Origin of the sequence: Dyella terrae (assembly GCF_004322705.1) — a bacterium.
Classification (GTDB): domain Bacteria; phylum Pseudomonadota; class Gammaproteobacteria; order Xanthomonadales; family Rhodanobacteraceae; genus Dyella_D; species Dyella_D terrae.
Genome location: NZ_SIZZ01000001.1, coordinates 1,691,059 through 1,708,171, shown reverse-complemented (window position 1 = coordinate 1,708,171; position 17,113 = coordinate 1,691,059). Strand labels below are relative to the sequence as shown.

At 64.5% G+C, this 17,113-nt stretch carries 16 protein-coding genes; 9 read left to right on the top strand and 7 right to left on the bottom strand.

Annotated features, from left to right (window positions below):
- The first annotated feature begins 94 nt into the window (after window positions 1-94).
- From EYV96_RS07670 to EYV96_RS07650, 5 genes are all read left to right on the top strand, one after another.
- Window positions 95-559 (top strand): SUF system Fe-S cluster assembly regulator, encoded by a 465-nt coding sequence (locus tag EYV96_RS07670; RefSeq protein WP_131150851.1) that lies wholly within the window; start codon window positions 95-97, stop codon window positions 557-559.
- Window positions 556-2,028: a Fe-S cluster assembly protein SufB gene (gene sufB / locus EYV96_RS07665; RefSeq protein WP_131150850.1), complete on the top strand. Its 1,473-nt coding sequence runs from the start codon at window positions 556-558 to the stop codon at window positions 2,026-2,028. Before EYV96_RS07670 ends, sufB begins: the two co-directional genes overlap by 4 nt.
- Window positions 2,029-2,133: 105 nt before the next feature.
- Complete coding sequence (gene sufC, locus EYV96_RS07660; RefSeq protein WP_131150849.1) at window positions 2,134-2,901, top strand: Fe-S cluster assembly ATPase SufC; 768 nt, start codon at window positions 2,134-2,136, stop codon at window positions 2,899-2,901.
- A complete protein-coding gene (gene sufD / locus EYV96_RS07655; RefSeq protein ID WP_131150848.1) occupies window positions 2,898-4,208 on the top strand; it encodes a Fe-S cluster assembly protein SufD in 1,311 nt (436 codons plus the stop codon). Before sufC ends, sufD begins: the two co-directional genes overlap by 4 nt.
- A 26-nt stretch (window positions 4,209-4,234) precedes the next feature.
- Window positions 4,235-5,482, top strand: a complete 1,248-nt coding sequence (locus EYV96_RS07650) for a cysteine desulfurase (protein ID WP_131150847.1) — start codon at window positions 4,235-4,237, stop codon at window positions 5,480-5,482.
- A 46-nt stretch (window positions 5,483-5,528) separates the two neighbouring features.
- On the opposite strand, the gene EYV96_RS07645 is transcribed toward EYV96_RS07650, so the two are convergent.
- The gene (locus EYV96_RS07645; RefSeq protein ID WP_131150846.1) at window positions 5,529-6,314 is read right to left on the bottom strand and encodes a tetratricopeptide repeat protein; all 786 of its coding nucleotides are present in this window, start codon (window positions 6,312-6,314) and stop codon (window positions 5,529-5,531) included.
- A 127-nt stretch (window positions 6,315-6,441) separates the two neighbouring features.
- Entirely contained in the window at window positions 6,442-8,478 is a 2,037-nt protein-coding gene (locus tag EYV96_RS07640; protein ID WP_131150845.1) for a M13 family metallopeptidase, read from the bottom strand.
- A gap of 222 nt (window positions 8,479-8,700) precedes the next feature.
- Here EYV96_RS07640 and EYV96_RS07635 point away from each other — a divergent pair, with 222 nt between their 5' ends.
- Both EYV96_RS07635 and EYV96_RS07630 read left to right on the top strand, forming a co-directional pair.
- Window positions 8,701-9,249, top strand: coding sequence for a GNAT family N-acetyltransferase (locus tag EYV96_RS07635; RefSeq protein ID WP_131150844.1), 549 nt, complete (start codon window positions 8,701-8,703; stop codon window positions 9,247-9,249).
- Window positions 9,246-9,572, top strand: coding sequence for a non-heme iron oxygenase ferredoxin subunit (locus EYV96_RS07630; protein WP_131150843.1), 327 nt, complete (start codon window positions 9,246-9,248; stop codon window positions 9,570-9,572). Before EYV96_RS07635 ends, EYV96_RS07630 begins: the two co-directional genes overlap by 4 nt.
- A gap of 5 nt (window positions 9,573-9,577) precedes the next feature.
- Here EYV96_RS07630 and EYV96_RS07625 read toward each other — a convergent pair whose 3' ends face one another.
- The 5 genes from EYV96_RS07625 to EYV96_RS07605 are packed head-to-tail and all read right to left on the bottom strand — an operon-like array spanning window position 9,578 to window position 14,595.
- Window positions 9,578-10,339 carry a MipA/OmpV family protein gene (locus EYV96_RS07625; protein WP_165488624.1) on the bottom strand — a complete coding sequence of 254 codons (762 nt, stop codon included), beginning with the start codon at window positions 10,337-10,339 and terminating at the stop codon, window positions 9,578-9,580.
- A 38-nt stretch (window positions 10,340-10,377) separates the two neighbouring features.
- On the bottom strand, window positions 10,378-11,304 hold the full coding sequence (locus tag EYV96_RS07620) for an efflux RND transporter periplasmic adaptor subunit (protein ID WP_131150841.1): 927 nt from the start codon (window positions 11,302-11,304) through the stop codon (window positions 10,378-10,380).
- Window positions 11,301-12,056, bottom strand: coding sequence for an ABC transporter ATP-binding protein (locus EYV96_RS07615; protein ID WP_131150840.1), 756 nt, complete (start codon window positions 12,054-12,056; stop codon window positions 11,301-11,303). Before EYV96_RS07615 ends, EYV96_RS07620 begins: the two co-directional genes overlap by 4 nt.
- A gap of 2 nt (window positions 12,057-12,058) precedes the next feature.
- Complete coding sequence (locus EYV96_RS07610; protein WP_131150839.1) at window positions 12,059-13,192, bottom strand: ABC transporter permease; 1,134 nt, start codon at window positions 13,190-13,192, stop codon at window positions 12,059-12,061.
- Window positions 13,192-14,595, bottom strand: coding sequence for a TolC family protein (locus EYV96_RS07605; RefSeq protein WP_131150838.1), 1,404 nt, complete (start codon window positions 14,593-14,595; stop codon window positions 13,192-13,194). Before EYV96_RS07605 ends, EYV96_RS07610 begins: the two co-directional genes overlap by 1 nt.
- A 347-nt stretch (window positions 14,596-14,942) precedes the next feature.
- Between EYV96_RS07605 and EYV96_RS07600 the strand changes: the two genes are divergently transcribed.
- Together EYV96_RS07600 and EYV96_RS07595 are read left to right on the top strand one after the other, a co-directional pair.
- The gene (locus tag EYV96_RS07600; protein WP_205746106.1) at window positions 14,943-15,641 is read left to right on the top strand and encodes an MtnX-like HAD-IB family phosphatase; all 699 of its coding nucleotides are present in this window, start codon (window positions 14,943-14,945) and stop codon (window positions 15,639-15,641) included.
- A gap of 44 nt (window positions 15,642-15,685) precedes the next feature.
- Entirely contained in the window at window positions 15,686-17,092 is a 1,407-nt protein-coding gene (locus EYV96_RS07595) for an aspartate aminotransferase family protein (protein WP_131150837.1), read from the top strand.
- The last annotated feature ends 21 nt before the right edge of the window (window positions 17,093-17,113 follow it).

The window sequence follows — 17,113 nt, the reverse complement described above, 5'->3', positions numbered from 1 at the left end:
GCGATTGCCTCATCGTGGTGCAACGCGCCAGATTGACCAGGTAGTCGCTAATTAGTACCATTTTAGTCCCGATTCGACGCCCGTCCCCGCAGCCATGCTCCGCGTCAGCCGACTGACCGATTACGCCACGGTGGTGATGACCTGCATCGCCACCCATCCGCACGACGTGCTCAGCACGGCGCAGATCGCCGATGAGACGCGTTTGGAGCTGCCTACCGTGAGCAAGCTGCTCAAATCGCTGGGACATGCCGGGCTCGTCGAATCTTTCCGTGGCGTCAACGGCGGCTACCGGCTCGCCCGCGAAGCCAGCGACATCTCGCTGGCGGATATCGTGGAGGCGATGGAAGGGCCCATCGGCATGACCGAATGCGGTGTTTCCGACGACACCCAGTGCGAGCGCGCCTCGCAATGCACGGTGCGCGGCAGCTGGCAGCTGGTCAGCCATGTCGTGGATAACGCGCTGCGTTCGATGAGTCTCGCCGACATGCTCCAGCGCCACGTGCGACCCCATGAAACCACCGTGGCACTCAGTGCCGTGAAAGGCAGGACCATCGTATGACCACCGAACGCAGCGACAACACCGCGACGGCGCTCCGCGACAACGCGGAAGTGGCCGAGGCGCTCGGGCGCCGCTACGAGGCCGGCTTCGTCACCGATATCGAAACCACCAGCCTGCCGCCGGGTCTCGACGAGGACACCATCCGCCAGCTCTCCGCGATCAAGCAGGAGCCGGAGTGGATGACGGAGTGGCGCCTGAAGGCCTATCGCCACTGGCTGACCATGCCGACGCCCGACTGGGCCAAGCTGAATCTCCAGCCGATCGACTACCAGTCGATCAGCTACTACGCCGCGCCCAAGGCGGGCCCGAAGTCGCTGGACGAAGTCGACCCGAAACTGCTGGAAACCTACGACAAGCTCGGCGTGCCGCTGCACGAGCGCGCCAAGCTCGCCGGCGTCGCGGTCGATGCCGTCTTCGACTCGGTGTCCGTCGGTACTACCTTCCGCAAGGAGCTGGCCACCGCCGGCGTCATCTTCTGCTCGATGAGCGAGGCCATCCGCGAGCACGGCGAGCTGGTGCAGAAGTATCTCGGCAGCGTGGTGCCCACGGGCGACAACTTCTTCGCGGCGCTCAATTCGGCGGTGTTCTCCGACGGCTCGTTCGTGTTCGTGCCCCGGGGCGTGCGTTGCCCGATGGAGCTGTCCACGTACTTCCGCATCAACGCGATGAACACCGGGCAGTTCGAGCGCACCCTGATCGTGTGCGAAGACGACGCGTATGTGTCGTACCTCGAAGGCTGCACCGCGCCGATGCGTGATGAAAACCAGCTGCATGCCGCCGTGGTGGAGCTGGTCGCGCTGGAGCGCGCGCAGATCAAGTATTCGACCGTGCAGAACTGGTACCCGGGTGACGAGAACGGCGTCGGCGGCATCTACAACTTCGTGACCAAGCGTGGCGATTGCCGTGGCGCGGATTCGAAGATCTCGTGGACGCAGGTGGAAACCGGTTCGGCCATCACCTGGAAATACCCCAGCTGCGTGCTGCGTGGCGATCGCTCGGTGGGCGAGTTCTACTCGGTGGCGCTGACGCACCATCGCCAGCAGGCCGACACCGGCACCAAGATGATCCACATCGGCAAGGACACCAAGTCCAAGATCGTCTCCAAGGGCATCAGCGCCGGTCGCAGCTCCAACGCGTATCGCGGCCTGGTGAAAGTGGAGAAGGGCGCCGATGGCGCGCGCAACTACACGCAGTGCGATTCGCTGCTGATCGGCAAGAAGTGCGGCGCGCACACCTTTCCGTACATGGAAGTGAAAAATCCTTCGGCGATCGTCGAGCATGAAGCGACGACCTCGAAGATCTCCGACGACCAGCTGTTCTATTGCCGCAGCCGTGGCATCAGCGAAGAAGACGCCGTGTCGATGATCGTCGACGGCTTCTGCAAGCAGGTGTTCCGTGAGCTGCCGATGGAGTTCGCGGTCGAGGCAAAAAAGCTGCTCGAAGTGTCGCTGGAAGGGGCCGTGGGATGATCCGCGCGATCATCTTCTCCCAACAGCTCAAGGTCTGGCTCAACGGCGCCCGGGAAGGCGACGTCGGTGCCGGTTCCATCAAGAACTCTGCGGAATTGAAGTGACATGCTGAAGATCGAGAACCTGCACGCCCGCGTCGAGGGCAAGGACATCCTCAAGGGCCTCAACCTCACGGTGAACCCGGGCGAGGTGCACGCCATCATGGGCCCCAACGGCGCCGGCAAGTCGACGCTGGGTAATGTGCTGTCCGGTCGCGACGGTTATGAAGTGACTGAAGGCTCCGTCATCTTCGAAGGACGCGACCTTCTGGCGCTGGAGCCGGAAGAACGCGCCGCCGCTGGCGTGTTCCTCGCGCTGCAGTATCCGGTCGAAATCCCGGGCGTGAACAACACTTACTTCCTGCGCGCCGCGCTCAATGCGCAGCGCAAGGCGCGCGGCGAGGCCGAACTGGATTCCATGCAATTCCTCAAGCTGGTGCGCGAGAAGCTCAAGGTCATGCAGATCTCCGACGAGCTGCTGCATCGCGCCGTCAACGAAGGTTTCTCGGGCGGCGAGAAGAAGCGCAACGAGATTTTCCAGATGGCCGTGCTGGAGCCGAAGCTGGCGATCCTCGACGAAACCGATTCGGGCCTGGACATCGACGCACTCAAGCAGGTGGCGCAGGGCGTCAACGCGCAGCGTTCGCCGGAGCGTGCCTTCCTGATGATCACGCATTACCAGCGCCTGCTCGATTACATCGAGCCGGACTTCGTGCACGTGCTGGCCGACGGTCGCATCGTGGAAAGCGGCGACAAGTCGCTGGCGCTCAAGCTTGAGCAGCAGGGCTATGCCTGGGTGAAGGAAGAACCTGCCGTCGCCGGAGCCCGCGCATGAACGAGGCCGTGCGCACGCCGTTCGTCGAGTCGCAGCTGCAGGCAGTGGCGCCTGGCGCCGGCCCGGCGTGGCTGGACGCGGTGCGTCGTGAGAGCCTGGCGGCCTTCGAGGCATCGGGCCTGCCCGAGCGTAACGAAGCCTGGAAGTACACCGCGCTGCGCGCGCTCGGTCAGCGTCGCTTTGCGACGGGCGACTCGCAGGCCGCGACGCGTGCCGTGGATGAGGTTGCCCTGGCGCTGCCAGGCGTCAATGGCGCGCGTCTCGTGTTCGTGCATGGCATCTTTCGTGCCGACCTTTCACGGATCGAATCGCAGGACGGACTGACGATCCAGCCGCTGTCGGACGCCCTGGCGGGTGACTCGGACTGGCTGCGCTTCGCGTTCTCGAATCACGCAAAGGACGCGTCCGAGGCGTTCACGCAACTCAATGGGGCGCTTGCCACCGATGGTGTCGTCGTTCGCGTTGCAGCAGGCGTAACCATGATCAAGCCGGTCCACGTGGTCTTCGTCGGAGCACCGGCCGAAGGCGATCTGGCATGGCATGTGCGCAACGTGATCGAAGTGGGGCAGGGTGCGTCGCTGTCGCTGGTTGAGCATTTCCTCGCCGCAGGTCCCAACGCGCACATCGGTACCGCAGTCACCGACGTGGTGCTCCGCGAGGGCGCTCGCCTTCAGCAGCTGGCGATTCAGGATTCGGCCGAAGGCAGCTCGCTGATCCGTCGCAGTCACTATCAGCTGGGTGCACAGGCGCATGCCCTGCTGCACGTACTGGAGCTGGGCGGTGGCCTGGTGCGCCACGACCTGCGCGCCGAACTGAATGGTGACAACGCGCGGTTTGACTCGCGCGGCGTGTTCGCGCTGCACGGTCGCCAGCATGTCGACACCCAGCTCGCCATCCGCCACCAGGCACTGAACACGCAATCCGAGTCGATCTGGCGCGGCGTGGCCGACCAGCGTTCGCGTGGCGTCATTCGTGGCGCCATCGTTGTGGCCGAAGGTGCGGATGGCAGCGATGCCATGCTGAGCAGCAAGAACCTGTTGCTCTCGGGACAGGCCGAGATCGACACCAAGCCCGAGCTCGAGATCTACGCCGATGAAGTGAAGGCCGCGCATGGCGCCACGGTCGGTCAGCTCGATGAACGCGCCATGTTCTACCTGCGCTCGCGCGGCATTCCGCACGCGCAGGCGCGCGCCCTGCTGACGGCGGCGTTCTGTCGCGCCGTGTTCGAGTCGATCGAGCTGGACGCATTGCGCGAGCACGTGTCCGACCTGCTGCTGGCACATCTGCCGACCGAGAATCTCGCCTGAGCGCTTCGGCGCCGGATGGAGTGTCCATGAACGCACAGACTCAAACCTTGCCAACCGCCTTCGATGTCCAGCGCGTCCGCGAGGATTTTCCGCTGCTGTCGCGTAGCGTGCATGGCAAGCCGCTGATCTATCTGGATAACGCCAATACCAGCCAGAAGCCGCTCAGCGTCATTCGCGCGGTGGACGAGCATTACCGGATGCACAACGCCAATGTGTCGCGTGCCGTGCATCTGGTGGGCGAGGAAGCGACGGCGGCTTACGAAGGCGCGCGTGATCGCCTGGCACGCTTCATCAATGCCACCTCGCGCAACGAGCTGATCCTCACCTCGGGCACGACGCAAGCCGCGAACCTCGTGGCTTACAGCTTTGCCATGCCGAAGCTCCAGCCGGGCGATGCCATCGTCACCACGGTGATGGAGCACCACGCCAATATCGTGCCGTGGCAGATCATCGCCCAGCGCACGGGGGCCACGGTCAAGGCTGCGCCCATCGACGAGCGCGGCGAACTGATCGTCGAGAAGTTCTTCGAACTGCTGACGCCCGAAGTGAAGCTGGCCTGCGTCGGGCACGTGTCCAACGTGCTCGGTACGGTCAACCCGATTCGTGAGCTCGCACGCGAATGCCGCAAGCGTGGCATTCCGCTGTTCGTCGACGGCTCTCAGGCTGTGCCGCATCGCCCGGTGGACGTGCAGGCGCTCGGCTGCGACTTCTATGCACTGACCGGCCACAAGATGCTCGCCCCGACGGGCACGGGTGCCCTGTGGGCGCGCAAGGAGCATCTGCAGGCGATGCCGCCGTTCTTCGGCGGCGGCGAGATGATTCGCGAAGTGAGCTTCAGCGGCACGACGTTCGCCGAGCCGCCGCATCGCTTTGAGGCCGGTACGCCCAACATCGCCGGTTTTGCCGGTGTCACGGCGGCGATCGACTACTACGAGTCGATCGGTTTCGATGCGATCCATGCGTGGGAGCAGCAGTTGCTCACGTACGCCACCGATCGCCTGCGTGACATCCCTGGCCTGCGCATCATCGGCGAGGCGCGCGAGAAGGAGCCGGTGATTTCGTTCCTGATCGATGGCGCCCAGGCGACGGATCTCGCCACCTTGCTCGATCTGCAAGGTGTGGCGGTGCGCTCGGGCCATCATTGCGCCCATCCGCTGATGCAGTTCTTCGGCGTGCCGGCAACGCTGCGCGCGTCACTCGCGTTCTACAACACGCGCGAAGAGATCGATGCGTTTGTCACGGCATTGCTGAAGGTACGTTCGCTGCTGATGTGATGCGACGAGGGCGCCCGTGCCCTCATCGCATCCAAGGCCGACGGCATCAGCGCGCGCGCTGTTGCTTGATGTATTCGAGTTCACCGAGCGACTTGGGTTCGTTCGGCGTGATCTTCAGGCATGCCTTGTATGCCTTTTCTGCTTCGTCGAAGCGGCGCAGCTCGACAAGAGCGAAGCCCTGCCCGCGATAGGCGACGCATTGAAGATGCTTCACATGCTCGGGATCGGCGTCGAATTCCGCGAAGCCGACGGCCGATTCGTACGCCTCCAGTGACGCCTTGAAGTCACGCTTCTGCCCATAAGCGAATCCCAGTTCACTTTGGTACTGGGCGTCCATCGGGGCGAGCGCAAGCGCCTTCTTCAGCTCGCGGATCTCGTCGTCGAACTGATTCATTTCACCGTAGATGTAACCACGGCCCCAATAGGCCATGGCCCATGCCGGCCCAAGCACGATGACTTTGCGCTTGCCACCCTTCGCCGGGTCGAGCATGGCGTAAAGAAGGCCATCGGTCGTACCGCGCGCGCTGAAGTAAAGGTCGTCGCTGTGACCGTACTTGGCCTCGTACTTTTCGATGACTTCAGTCAGCGGGTCGAGCGCCGCTTTCGTCTTCCCGCCCAGCATCTCCTTGATGGCATCCCGGACTTTGATGACGTCAGCGTCTTCGGCCTGGTCCTTGCCGGGGTCCATGATGGTGATCGTCTTGTTTTCGGCGGTGGCCTGGATCTTGTCGCCCGGTTCGGCAGGCTTCTGTGCCGCTGTTTCCTGGGCCTGGACCATCGTGGCAAACAGGCAGGCAAGCGCGATGGTCGCGCCGATGATTCGCTTGGACACGGTCTTTCCCCTGGTGTTCTCCCTAGGCTGAAGCCTAGCCAATCGCCACGGGCATCGCCAAGGTCCGGCGCAAAAAAAAGCGCCGCGGCAACACCGCGGCGCTTCCCATCAGGGATGGGTCAAAGCCTTACCAGATCTTCACCTGCTTATCGTCCGAACGAACCATCTTCGTGCCCGCCTTGCACTGGAACGCCTGCGCAAAGGCAGCCATGTTCGACGGGGCGCCGATGGCGCGGAACTGCGCCGGGGCGTGCGGATCGGTGTTGAGCAGGGTCAGGGCGGCTTCCGGACGGATGTTGCCGCGCCACACGCGTGCCCAGTTCAGGAAGAAGCGCTGGTCCTGGGTGTAGCCGTCGATCTTGCTCTTGGCTTCGGCAGGGTTCTTGGCCAGGGCCATCTGCAGCGCGTCATAAGCGGCGTTGAGGCCACCGAGGTCGCCGATGTTCTCACCCATGGTCAGCTTGCCGTTGACGAACTTGCCCGGCAGCGCTTCATAGCTGTCGAACTGCGCGGCCAGCTTGGCCGTGCGCTCGTCAAAGGCCTTGCGGTCGGCGTCGGTCCACCAGTTGACGTTGTTGCCCTGGGCGTCGAACTTGCTGCCCTGGTCGTCGTAACCGTGACCCATTTCGTGGCCGATCACGGCACCGATGCCGCCGTAGTTGAGCGCGTCATCGGCCTTGGCGTCGAAGAACGGCGACTGCAGGATGGCGGCCGGGAACACGATCTCGTTCTTCTGCGGGCTGTAATAGGCGTTCACCGTCTGCGGGGTCATGCCCCACTCGTTGCGGTCCACCGGCTTGCCAATCTTGGCGACCATGAAGTCATAGTTGAACTTGCCCGCCGACGCGACGTTGGCGTAGTAGTTGCCCGGCTGGATCTGCAGGCCGGTCCAGTCACGCCACACATCCGGGTAGCCAATCTTCGGCGTGAAGCTCGCCCACTTTTCCAGCGCCTTCTGCTTGGTGGCGTCGCTCATCCACTCCAGGTTTTCAATGCGTGCCTTGTAGGCCATGCGCAGGTTGTTCACCAGTTCTTCGGCGCGCGTCTTGGAAGTCGGCGAGAACGTCTTGGCGACGTACAGCTCACCCAGGGCCATGCCCATGCTGCCGTTGACGGTGCCCAGCGTGCGCTTCCACAGCGGCTGCATTTCCTTCTGGCCGTTGAGCGTCTTGGCGTTGAACTCGAAATCTTCCTGCACGAAGGCCTTCGACAGGTACGGCGCCGCACCGTCGATGGTGTGGAAGCGCAGGTAGGCCTGCCAGTCGGTCACCGGCGTCTCGGCCAGCATCTTGTCCACTTCGGCGAAGAACTTCGGCTGCGACATGGAGAAGATGCCCTTCACGTCGGCGTTCTGGGCCTTGAAGAAGGCGGACCAGTCGAAGTGCGGGGTGCTCTTGTTCGCGTCGGCCACGGTGACCGGGCGGTAGCGGTTTTCCGGCAGGCGCAGTTCGGTCGGGATCATCGAGGCGGCGGCGAGGCGGGTCTCGAAGTCCATCACGGACTTAGCCTGGGCCTGCGCGTCGGCCGCGCTGACGCCGGTCAGCTGCAGGGTGCGCGCGATGTGCTGCACGTAGGCCGCGCGGATCTTCTCGAAATCCGGCTTGCTGTAGTACTCGGCGGTGGGGAGGCCCAGGCCACCCTGGCCGACGTAAGCGATCTGCTGGTTGGAATCCTTGAAGTCGCCATTGCCGTAGAAGCGGAACAGCATGCCGTCGCCCTGCGCGTAACGGGCCGTGATGAACGCCGCCACATCGGCACCATTCTTCAGGCCGTCGATCTGGGACAGCTCCGGCTTGATCGGATCGAAGCCGGCCTTTTCGATGGCCGCCTGGTCCATGCCAGCGGCGTACAGGTAGCCGATCTTCTGCTGGATCGAGCCGGCCTTCGCCTTGGCGGCACCGGCCGCTGCGGATTCGACGATCGTCTTCTGCACATTGAGGCTGTCGTCGCGCAGGGCGTCGAAGGAGCCCCAGCGGGTGCGGTCGGCGGGAATCGGGTTGGCAGCGACCCACTTGGCGTTCACGAAGCCATTGAAGTCATTGCAGGCATCGATCTTGGTGTCGATTTCCTTGACGTTGAAGCTCGGTGCGGTGGCGGCAAAGCTGGTGGTAGCCAGCGCCAGGCCGACGGCCAGCGTCAGCGGCTTCATGATGCGGTGTTTCATGGACTGCTCCCCTGATATTGGTGATGACTGGCGCGGTCTTCTCCTCGAGACCTGCGCCGACCTTGCAGGCTGATTCCCCACAAGGGGGGCGCAACAGTGTCGAAGGTCATTCTGCCGGGTAAGAAAAAACCGAATCAAGCGGGCCGCCGCCATTCGCAGGGCAATGGCCCTTCCATACGCAAGGGCATGCCAGCGCGCATGGCAGGCCTTATCATGTGCGACATGTCCGAATCCCATACCTTTGCTTTCCGCACGGCGGTCCCCGCCGATATCGCCGCCGTCGTCACGCTGGTGGAGTCGGCCTACCGGGGTGACTCCGGTCGCCGCGGCTGGACCACTGAATCCGACCTGCTCGACGGGCAACGCACCGACAGCGACGGCGTTGCCGGGCTGCTGGGTCGCGACGACAGCATCGTCCTGCTGGCCGAGCGCGACGGCGAACTCCTCGGGTGCTGCCACATCGAGCATCAGGGCGACGCCGGCTACTTCGGCATGTTCGCGGTCAACCCGACCTTGCAGAACGGTGGCGTGGGCCGCGCCTTGCTGACCGAAGCCGAGCGCCTGGTGCGCGACCGCTGGCAATGCCTCGCCATGCGCATGACGGTGATCGAGCAGCGTCCCGAGCTGATCGCCTGGTACGAGCGTCGTGGCTACCAGCGCACCGGTGAGTTCCGGCCGTTCCCGTATGGCGACGCGCGTTTTGGTCTGCCTCGTCGCGAAGACCTGCGCTTCGAATGGATGGTCAAGACGCTAGTGGGAGCCGACGCATGAGCGACGACGTTTCCAACTGGGTCTATGTCGGCACGCGCAGCGAAATGTTGCCGGGCGAATTCCGCGTGGTGTTCGACGGCGACACGCCGATTGCCGTCTACAACATCGACGGCGACCTGTACGCCGTTGAAGACGTATGCACGCATGACGGCGGTGACCTCGCCGGTGGCGAGGTGCATGGCTTCGAAGTGGAGTGCCCGAGACACGGCGCGCGTTTCGATGTGCGCACCGGTGCGGTCATGTGCCCGCCCGCTTACGAGCCGATCGCCAGCTTTCCGGTGAAGGAAGCGCACGGCGGCATCTGGACGCGGGACGATCGCTAGGGGCGTTACATCCGCCACACAAACGACAACGACGTCGTCAGCTGATCGGCTGAGCCGTACTCCCTGATCAGCGGGCTGTCGGCAGCGTCACCCAGCAAGCGGGTGTACTCCAGTGACAGCGCAAATCCCGTATGCACGCTTGTCGGGATGAAGGCGCTATAGGTGAAAGTAAGACCCTGGGTTCCCCCAGTAGGGCTCCACGGCTGCACGCCGAGCGCCTGCGCCTGGGCTGGCGTGAGACCGAAGAAGCGCCGCATGGCCGGGCCGTTCATCCCCTGCCACTGCAGCTCCACCGAGTGTTCCATGTAGCCGATCTTGGGCAGATCCAGGTCGGCGTAGATATTGAGGTACGCGCCAGCGCCCTGCGTGTCGTGGCTGAGGTTGGCGCCGAAACTGAAAGGCTTGCTGAGCTGGTATTCGATGTAGCCACCGGCCTGCAGTCGTGGCGAAAGCGTATCAATCTTGCCTTCTAGCCTTGGGCCAAGGTCGTTGCGCTCGCGGCCCCACAGGTAGTTACCGTAAAGGCCGCCATGCAGCTTCGGACCGCCGATCAGATCGAGGTTCGCACCGTCGACAGTTGAAAGCGTGAAATGGTCGGGCCAGTCGATGTACACGAATGGTACCGGCTGGTTGCGCATGTTTTCGGCGCCGATCCATGCGGGCATATGCTGAACGCCGGGGCCGAGAAGGACCGTCAGCGCCTTGTCATCCAAGGTGTCGCTTTCCTGCGCGTGCGCTTTTGCCACGGCGACCATGCTGGCGAACATGACCGTCAGAACCAGGCCATGCCTGGTGCCTTGTCGCCTCACGGCTTGGTCGCGCCTTGCTTCGGCGAGCCAAACTGCACGATGACGCGCTGGCCGATGCGTACGCTTTGCGGTGCGGGTTGATCGAGTGCCAGTACGCATTCGACCGTGCGCGTATTCGCGCGCACGAGCGGATCGTCTTCCAGCGTGCTCGAACCGAAGACTTCGCCGATGCGCACGACGTGCGCCGCGAGCGTCGGCATGCCGCTGCCACTGTCGTCGACCACGTTGGCCGCCATGCCTACGCTGACAGTGCGGACAAAAGATTCGTTGAGTTCAGCGCGCACGATGCGCGGCAGGTCGGGCAGCAGCACGAAGGCCGGGCCACCCTGGGCGGACACGCTCGCACCGACCTGCACCGTGCGCTGCACGACCTGCGCATCGATGGGGGCGACGAGGGTGCGCTGCGAAAGTTCGTAACGTGCCGCGGCGACCTTTTGCGTGGCGAGTGCCGAAGCCGCGCGTGCGTTCTCAAGCTCCGCCTGCAACTGCGTGGCAGCTTCGCGGGCGTCGTCAGCGCTCTGCACATCACCTGCACCGGCCGCTGCGGCGGCAGCGAGGCGCTGCGCGCGCTGGTTGGCCGTGGCGATGCGGGTATCGAGGCTGCGCGTTTGTGCATCGGCCTGACGCTGTTCGGCTTCGGCGGAGTTCACGGCAAGTCGGGCCGGCTCGTTGTCGAGCGTGGCCAGCACGTCGCCTTTCTTGACGTGCATGCCCTCGTGCGCGCTGATGCTCGTGACGATGCCGTCGCGCGGCATGGCCAGGCGAAGCAGGCCGCCTTCGATATCCATGCGGCCGCGAGCCACGGCGACGTAGGCGGGCTTGGCCGCGGCGACCGGCGGTGCGGCATCGTCATGCGAACACGCGACAAGGGTGGCGGTGGCGGTGCCGAACACGAGCAGGGAGAGAATCAGTCGCGGGCTCATGCTGAGGTTTCCTTCAGACCGGGTACGGCAGTGGGCAGCGAAGGCTGGCTGCGGTCACTGAGGATACGGCCGTCTTCCATGGCAAGTACGCGGTCGGCGTGGCCGACCAGGCGGGGATCGTGGCTGACGCAGAGCACCGTGGTGCCATGCGCTCGCGCGATACGGTGAAGAATGTCGATGACCACCTGGCCATTGGCGGCGTCCAGCGCGCTGGTCGGTTCATCGGCGAACAACAGTTCGGGGCGCTTGGCGAGCGCGCGAGCGATGGCGACGCGCTGCTTTTCGCCGCCGGAAAGCTCGGAGGGGCGCAGGCGCATGCGCGGCCCGAGACCGACTTCTTCCAGCGATGCGGTCGCGCGTTGCCGCGCTTCGGCCGGCGACAGCCCGAGATAGCTGAGCGGTAGTTCCACCTGCTCCAGCGCATTGAGGGCGGGGAACAGGTTGAAGCCCTGGAACACGAAGCCGGTATGCAGCAAGCGGAATCGTTCGAGCGCGCGCATGTCGAGTTCGCCAAGGTCCTGGCCGAGCGCCGTCACCTTGCCCCGGTCCGGCCGTTGCAGGCCGCTGAGGATGGCGAGCAGGGTGCTCTTGCCGCAGCCGGAGGGCCCGGAAATCAGGGTAAGTTCGCCGGCGCGCATGTCGATCGACAGATCGTGCAGGACTGTCGTGTGGATACGGCCGGATTCGAACGCCTTGGTCACGTTCGTGGCCTGCAGCGAAATGCGACCGTGCGGGTGGGGAACCGATGCCATGGTCACCTCAACAAGGTCGCCGGATCGGCGCGACGCAGGCTGCGCATCGCGGCGAGGCCGGACACGATGGCCAGGCCCATGCCCAGCAACAGGCACGCAGCCGCCACGATCGGATCGAGCGCGACCGGCACGCTGCGGCTTCGCGCAATGGCCAGGAACAGGATGCCCAGCACCATGCTTCCCGCCAGGCCGATGGCGCCGACCCAGAACGCCTGCTCCATGACGACTTTGCGCAATGCGCCCACGCCCACGCCCAACGCGTTGAGCGTCGCGTATTCGCGCACCGAACCAATGACAGCGGCGACCAGGGTCTGGCTGGTGATCACCGCGCCTACCAGGAACACGATGCCGGCCAGGAACAACACGCCGGCACCGGCGCCGGTGTCGAACATCCAGTACAGCTGCGAGCGGCGCGCGAAATCGCGTGCGGTCCAGACGTCGTAGCTGCCGAAGGAGCCATCGCCTCGCAGGCGTTGCGCCACGGCATCGGATTGCGAAGCGTCGCGCACGCGCGCCACGAAATAGGTCATGCGATTGAAGTTGGTGGGATCCGTGTCGAGCGAAGCGGCGGTGGCGAGCGACGCGACGACATTGACGCCGCCCAGCGCACGCAGGCCGCTGCTGACGCCGACCACGCGTACCCGATGACCATTGATGACGGCGGTATCGCCAATGCCGACGCCAAGGCTTTCGAGATCGGCCTTGTCGACGATCACGGCGTCGGGCTCATCGAGCATCGCGCGCAACGGCGCGGGCAGGGCATGGGCGAACATCATGGCGTCGGGCCGGGTGCTGATGCCGGACACAAAGACGGACACACCGCCGGTGTCGTTCGGACCACGCCAGTCGGCGTCGACCCAGTGGAACGGCTCGACGGCCATCACGTCCGGATCCATGCGCAGGCGCATTTCCACGCCGTTATCGATGGGGCGCCCGAGGTTCACGCTCTGCGTGCCCGGATAGCCGGCCCACAGGTCGGCTGACGAACCGGTGATGTACACGCTGGCGCTGCCGAAGATGCCGAGCACCAGCGCAGCCTGCAGCAATTGCAGCAAGCCGGCGAAACCCACGGCGAGAATCGCCGGCAGGAAGCGGCGCCATTCGTAAATGAGTGTCTTGCGTGCGAGCGCCACCATCAGTTGGCACCCTTGGTATCGGGCAGCGGCGCGCCGCCCAGTGCCTTGTAGAGCGACACGTAGGCGAGATCGCGAGCGGCCACCGCGCCGATCAGCTCCATGTCCGCGCGATGCATGTCGATCAGGCTGTCCTGCAGGTCCAGGTGACTGCCCAGGCCCAGTTCGGTGCGCTTGCCCATGGCATCGCTGGTCTGCCTGAGGGCATCGCGTGCGCGCTGCATCGCTTCTTCGCGCGTGCGCAGCTCTTCAAGGTCGCCCATGGCGATTTCCGTTTCGGCCACGCCCTGCAGCACCGCCTGGCGATAAGCAAGCACGGAGGCCTTCAGTTCATGATCCTTGGCGTGCGCCGTGGCCACGCGCTGACCCCAGTCGAACAGGGGGATGTCGATCACCGGACCCAGCGAAAAGATCGCCTCGCCCGTGTGGGCGCGATGGTTGCGGGCGATGTTGGCCGACCACTGGATCGACGCACCGATGCCGATATGCGGATAGATATCCGCGCGGCTGATGCCGAGTTCGCCGGCAGCGCGGAGGACCTCGGCTTCGGCGCTGGCAATTTCAGGCCGCGTGCGCAGCATGTCAGCCGGTGCTTCCGTCAGCTGCCAGCTGCCCAGGTGTGGCTGTGCGCCCGGCTCGAACCACTGGGGATCGGGTTCGCTCTGACCCATGAGTACCGCCAGCATCTGGGCCTGGCTGTTGATGGCCTGGCGAGGTTCGCTCAAGGCCGCTTCCGCGCGGGCCAGCTCGGCCCGGGCACGGCCGGCCTCCGCAGGCGATGCCAGCTTGAGGTCGACCCGCGTCTGCACGAGTTTGGCGCGCTGGGCTTGCGCGTCGTAAATGGACTGCAGCAGTTGTCCCTGGGCCTGGGCCGAACGGAGCTCGATCCAACGACGCGTGATTTCGGCCACCAGGGAAACCTGGGCGCCGCGCAAGGCGGCGGCTGCGCTGTTGACCTGCGACTGAGCGAGGCGGTCCGTGCCCTGCCAGGAACCGAACAACGGCAGCTCCCACATGGCATCGAAGCCGACGACGAAGTACGACGCGGTGGTATCCGGGTCGATGACGTCGTTGGTGCGCGCATGCAGGTTGGGCAGGTAGGCATCCTTGGCGTGGGGATACAGGATGCGTGCGGAGCGCAGTCGTTCGGCGGCCTGCTGGACGTCGAGGTTGCTTTGCATCGCGCGCTCGATCAGCGCGTCAAGTTGCGGATCACCCAGCGCCTTCCACCAGTTCTGCAGATCGGTGGTCGGCGTGCCGGCGGGTGCCACGTGACGCCAAGTGTCGGGCACCGGCGGCTTGAGGTCAGGCGCAGGCGTGGAAATGCAGCCGCCCAGAGTTGTGAGCAGCGCAGCGAGGGCGACGTTCCGCAGGCCGTTGCGGTTGAGGCGGCCATTCCATGGCATGACAGACGTCGACGATGAGGCTGGACGCAAAGACACAAGACTCTCGGATCAGGGGGTGACGGGGAGGGGGCCCAGACAGGGTGGTGCACGACACCATGCGATGGCGTGAACCGACTGACCTGGTGGAGTCCACCCGCTTGAATCCGCCAAAGCATAACCGCGTTTGCTTAGATCAGGTTTACGGCGTGCGTGAAGGTCTTCCTGCGGGAACGACCGCCCGGAGGGCCGGAAGTTCGGGCATTGGCCTACGATTTTTCCTCGGCCAAACGTCATGTTGGCGTGGAAAGGAGGCCGAAAGGGGCCCACGCCTAAGGTGGCACCATCCCGACTTGGCTGGAGTGGTTCGCGTGGCTTCCTGGAACATCCTCTGCGACTTTGATGGCACGATCTCCGTGGAGGACGTCATCGACTCGCTGCTTGACCGCTTTGGCCGCCCCGGTTGGGAAGCGCTGGAGCAGGACTGGCGCGCCGGGCGCATCGGTTCGCGTGAATGCATGACCGGCCAGGTGGCTCTGCTCGAGCTGACCCGGGAGCAGCTCGACGAGCACCTGCAGGGCCTGTGGATCGATCATGCGTTCCCGCAGTTCGTGGCCCGCACCCGCGCCGCCGGCATCCCGATGCGCGTGGTCAGCGACGGTCTCGACTATGCCATTCACAAGATCCTTGGCCGTTATGGCCTGGATGACCTGCCGCTGGCCGCGAATCATCTGTCGCCGGCCGCGACCAAGGATCACTGGCAGCTCACCTCGCCGTTCAAGGCCGAGGGCTGCCGCAGCGGTACCTGCAAGTGCGCCTGCGTCGAGCAGGCCCGCGGTACCGGTGCACGCACCTTGTTGATCGGCGATGGCGCCTCGGATTTCTGCGCCGCCGACCGCGTTGATTTCGTCTTCGCCAAACACCGCCTGATCGAGCATTGCCGCGCTGCCGGCATCCCCTACGTGCCGATCACGGGCTTCGAGGACGCGCTGGAATTGCTGCCGCGCCTGCTTGATGGCAGCCTGCTGGCTGAACATGGCCACCCGCGTGTGGCCGTGGCCGCCAACTGAGTATTCTCTTTTACTGATTTGCTTCCGCTATCCGGACTCATTGCATGAATGCCTACGACCCGAACGCCGCCGCTGGCGTGATCCCCGATGCCCAGCTGCTGGCCGATGAAGCCCAGTACAGCTCGTTTGGCGACACCGTCCACTACGTCGACCCGCCGAAGATCTTCCGTCACGGCGAGGGCAGCTGGATGTACGACACGGCCGGCGTGCCGTTCCTCGATCTGCAGATGTGGTACTCGGCCGTCAACTTCGGTTACGGCAACAAGCGCCTGAACGACACGCTCAAGCGCCAGATCGACGTGCTGCCGCAGGTTGCCAGCCAGTACCTGCACCAGACCCGCATCGAGCTGGCCAAGACGATTGCCGTCGATGCCCAGGAGAAGTTCGGCCTCAAGGGTCGCGTGCACTTCAACGTGGGTGGCGCGCAGGCGGTCGAAGACTCGCTGAAGCTGGTGCGCAACTTCAAGAACGGCAAGAGCCTGATGTTCGCCTTCGAAGGCGGCTATCACGGTCGTACGCTGGGCGCCTCGTCGATCACGTCGAGCTACCGCTACCGTCGTCGCTTCGGCCACTTCGGCGAGCGCGCGATGTTCATCCCGTTCCCGTATCCCTTCCGTCGCCCGAAGGGCATGACGCCGGAAGAGTATTCGGACGCCTGCGTGCGCCAGTTCGAGCGCCTGTTCGAAACCGAATACAACGGCGTGTGGGATCCCAAGGTCAATCAGGCTGAATACGCCGCGTTCTACGTCGAGCCGATCCAGGGCACGGGCGGCTACGTCATCCCGCCGAAGAACTTTTTCAAGGACCTCAAGAAGGTGCTGGACAAGTACGGCATCCTGATGGTCGTCGATGAAATCCAGATGGGTTTCTGGCGTACGGGCAAGCTGTGGTCGATCGAGCACTTCGGCGTGACGCCGGACGTGATCTGCTTCGGCAAGGCGCTGACCAACGGTCTGAACCCGCTGTCGGGCCTGTGGGCTCGCGAAGAAATGATCAACCCGGAGATCTTCCCGCCGGGCTCCACCCATTCGACGTTCAACTCCAACCCGCTGGGCACCTCGCTGGGTCTGGAAGTGATCCGCATGGGTTACGAGCTGAACTACGAGAAGACCGTGGCCGAGAAGGGCGCGCACTTCCTCGATGCGCTCAAGGACCTGCAGAAGCGTCACAAGGAAATCGGCGACGTCGATGGCCTGGGTCTCGCCCTGCGCGCCGAAATCTGCACCGACGACGGCTTCACGCCGAACAAGGCGCTGCTCGACAAGATGGTCGATATCGGCCTGGCCGGTGACCTGGAGCACAACGGCAAGAAGATCGGCCTCGTGCTGGATGTGGGCGGCTGGTACAAGAACGTCATTACGTTCGCGCCGTCGCTGGACATCACGCACGAAGAGATCGACCTCGCCATCTCGCTGCTGGACCAGCTGATCACCAAGGCCAAGAAGGCCTGATCGACGCCGCTGGTGGAACAA

Bases quoted from the DNA above. Each gene is read 5' to 3' on its own strand.
- EYV96_RS07670 (WP_131150851.1), top strand. From the start codon at position 95: ATGCTCCGCGTCAGCCGACTGACCGATTACGCCACGGTGGTGATGACC.
- sufB (WP_131150850.1), top strand. From the start codon at position 556: ATGACCACCGAACGCAGCGACAACACCGCGACGGCGCTCCGCGACAAC.
- sufC (WP_131150849.1), top strand. From the start codon at position 2,134: ATGCTGAAGATCGAGAACCTGCACGCCCGCGTCGAGGGCAAGGACATC.
- sufD (WP_131150848.1), top strand. From the start codon at position 2,898: ATGAACGAGGCCGTGCGCACGCCGTTCGTCGAGTCGCAGCTGCAGGCA.
- EYV96_RS07650 (WP_131150847.1), top strand. From the start codon at position 4,235: ATGAACGCACAGACTCAAACCTTGCCAACCGCCTTCGATGTCCAGCGC.
- EYV96_RS07640 (WP_131150845.1), bottom strand. From the start codon at position 8,478: ATGAAACACCGCATCATGAAGCCGCTGACGCTGGCCGTCGGCCTGGCG.
- EYV96_RS07635 (WP_131150844.1), top strand. From the start codon at position 8,701: ATGTCCGAATCCCATACCTTTGCTTTCCGCACGGCGGTCCCCGCCGAT.
- EYV96_RS07630 (WP_131150843.1), top strand. From the start codon at position 9,246: ATGAGCGACGACGTTTCCAACTGGGTCTATGTCGGCACGCGCAGCGAA.
- EYV96_RS07625 (WP_165488624.1), bottom strand. From the start codon at position 10,339: ATGTTCGCCAGCATGGTCGCCGTGGCAAAAGCGCACGCGCAGGAAAGC.
- EYV96_RS07620 (WP_131150841.1), bottom strand. From the start codon at position 11,304: ATGAGCCCGCGACTGATTCTCTCCCTGCTCGTGTTCGGCACCGCCACC.
- EYV96_RS07615 (WP_131150840.1), bottom strand. From the start codon at position 12,056: ATGGCATCGGTTCCCCACCCGCACGGTCGCATTTCGCTGCAGGCCACG.
- EYV96_RS07610 (WP_131150839.1), bottom strand. From the start codon at position 13,192: ATGGTGGCGCTCGCACGCAAGACACTCATTTACGAATGGCGCCGCTTC.
- EYV96_RS07605 (WP_131150838.1), bottom strand. From the start codon at position 14,595: ATGCCATGGAATGGCCGCCTCAACCGCAACGGCCTGCGGAACGTCGCC.
- EYV96_RS07595 (WP_131150837.1), top strand. From the start codon at position 15,686: ATGAATGCCTACGACCCGAACGCCGCCGCTGGCGTGATCCCCGATGCC.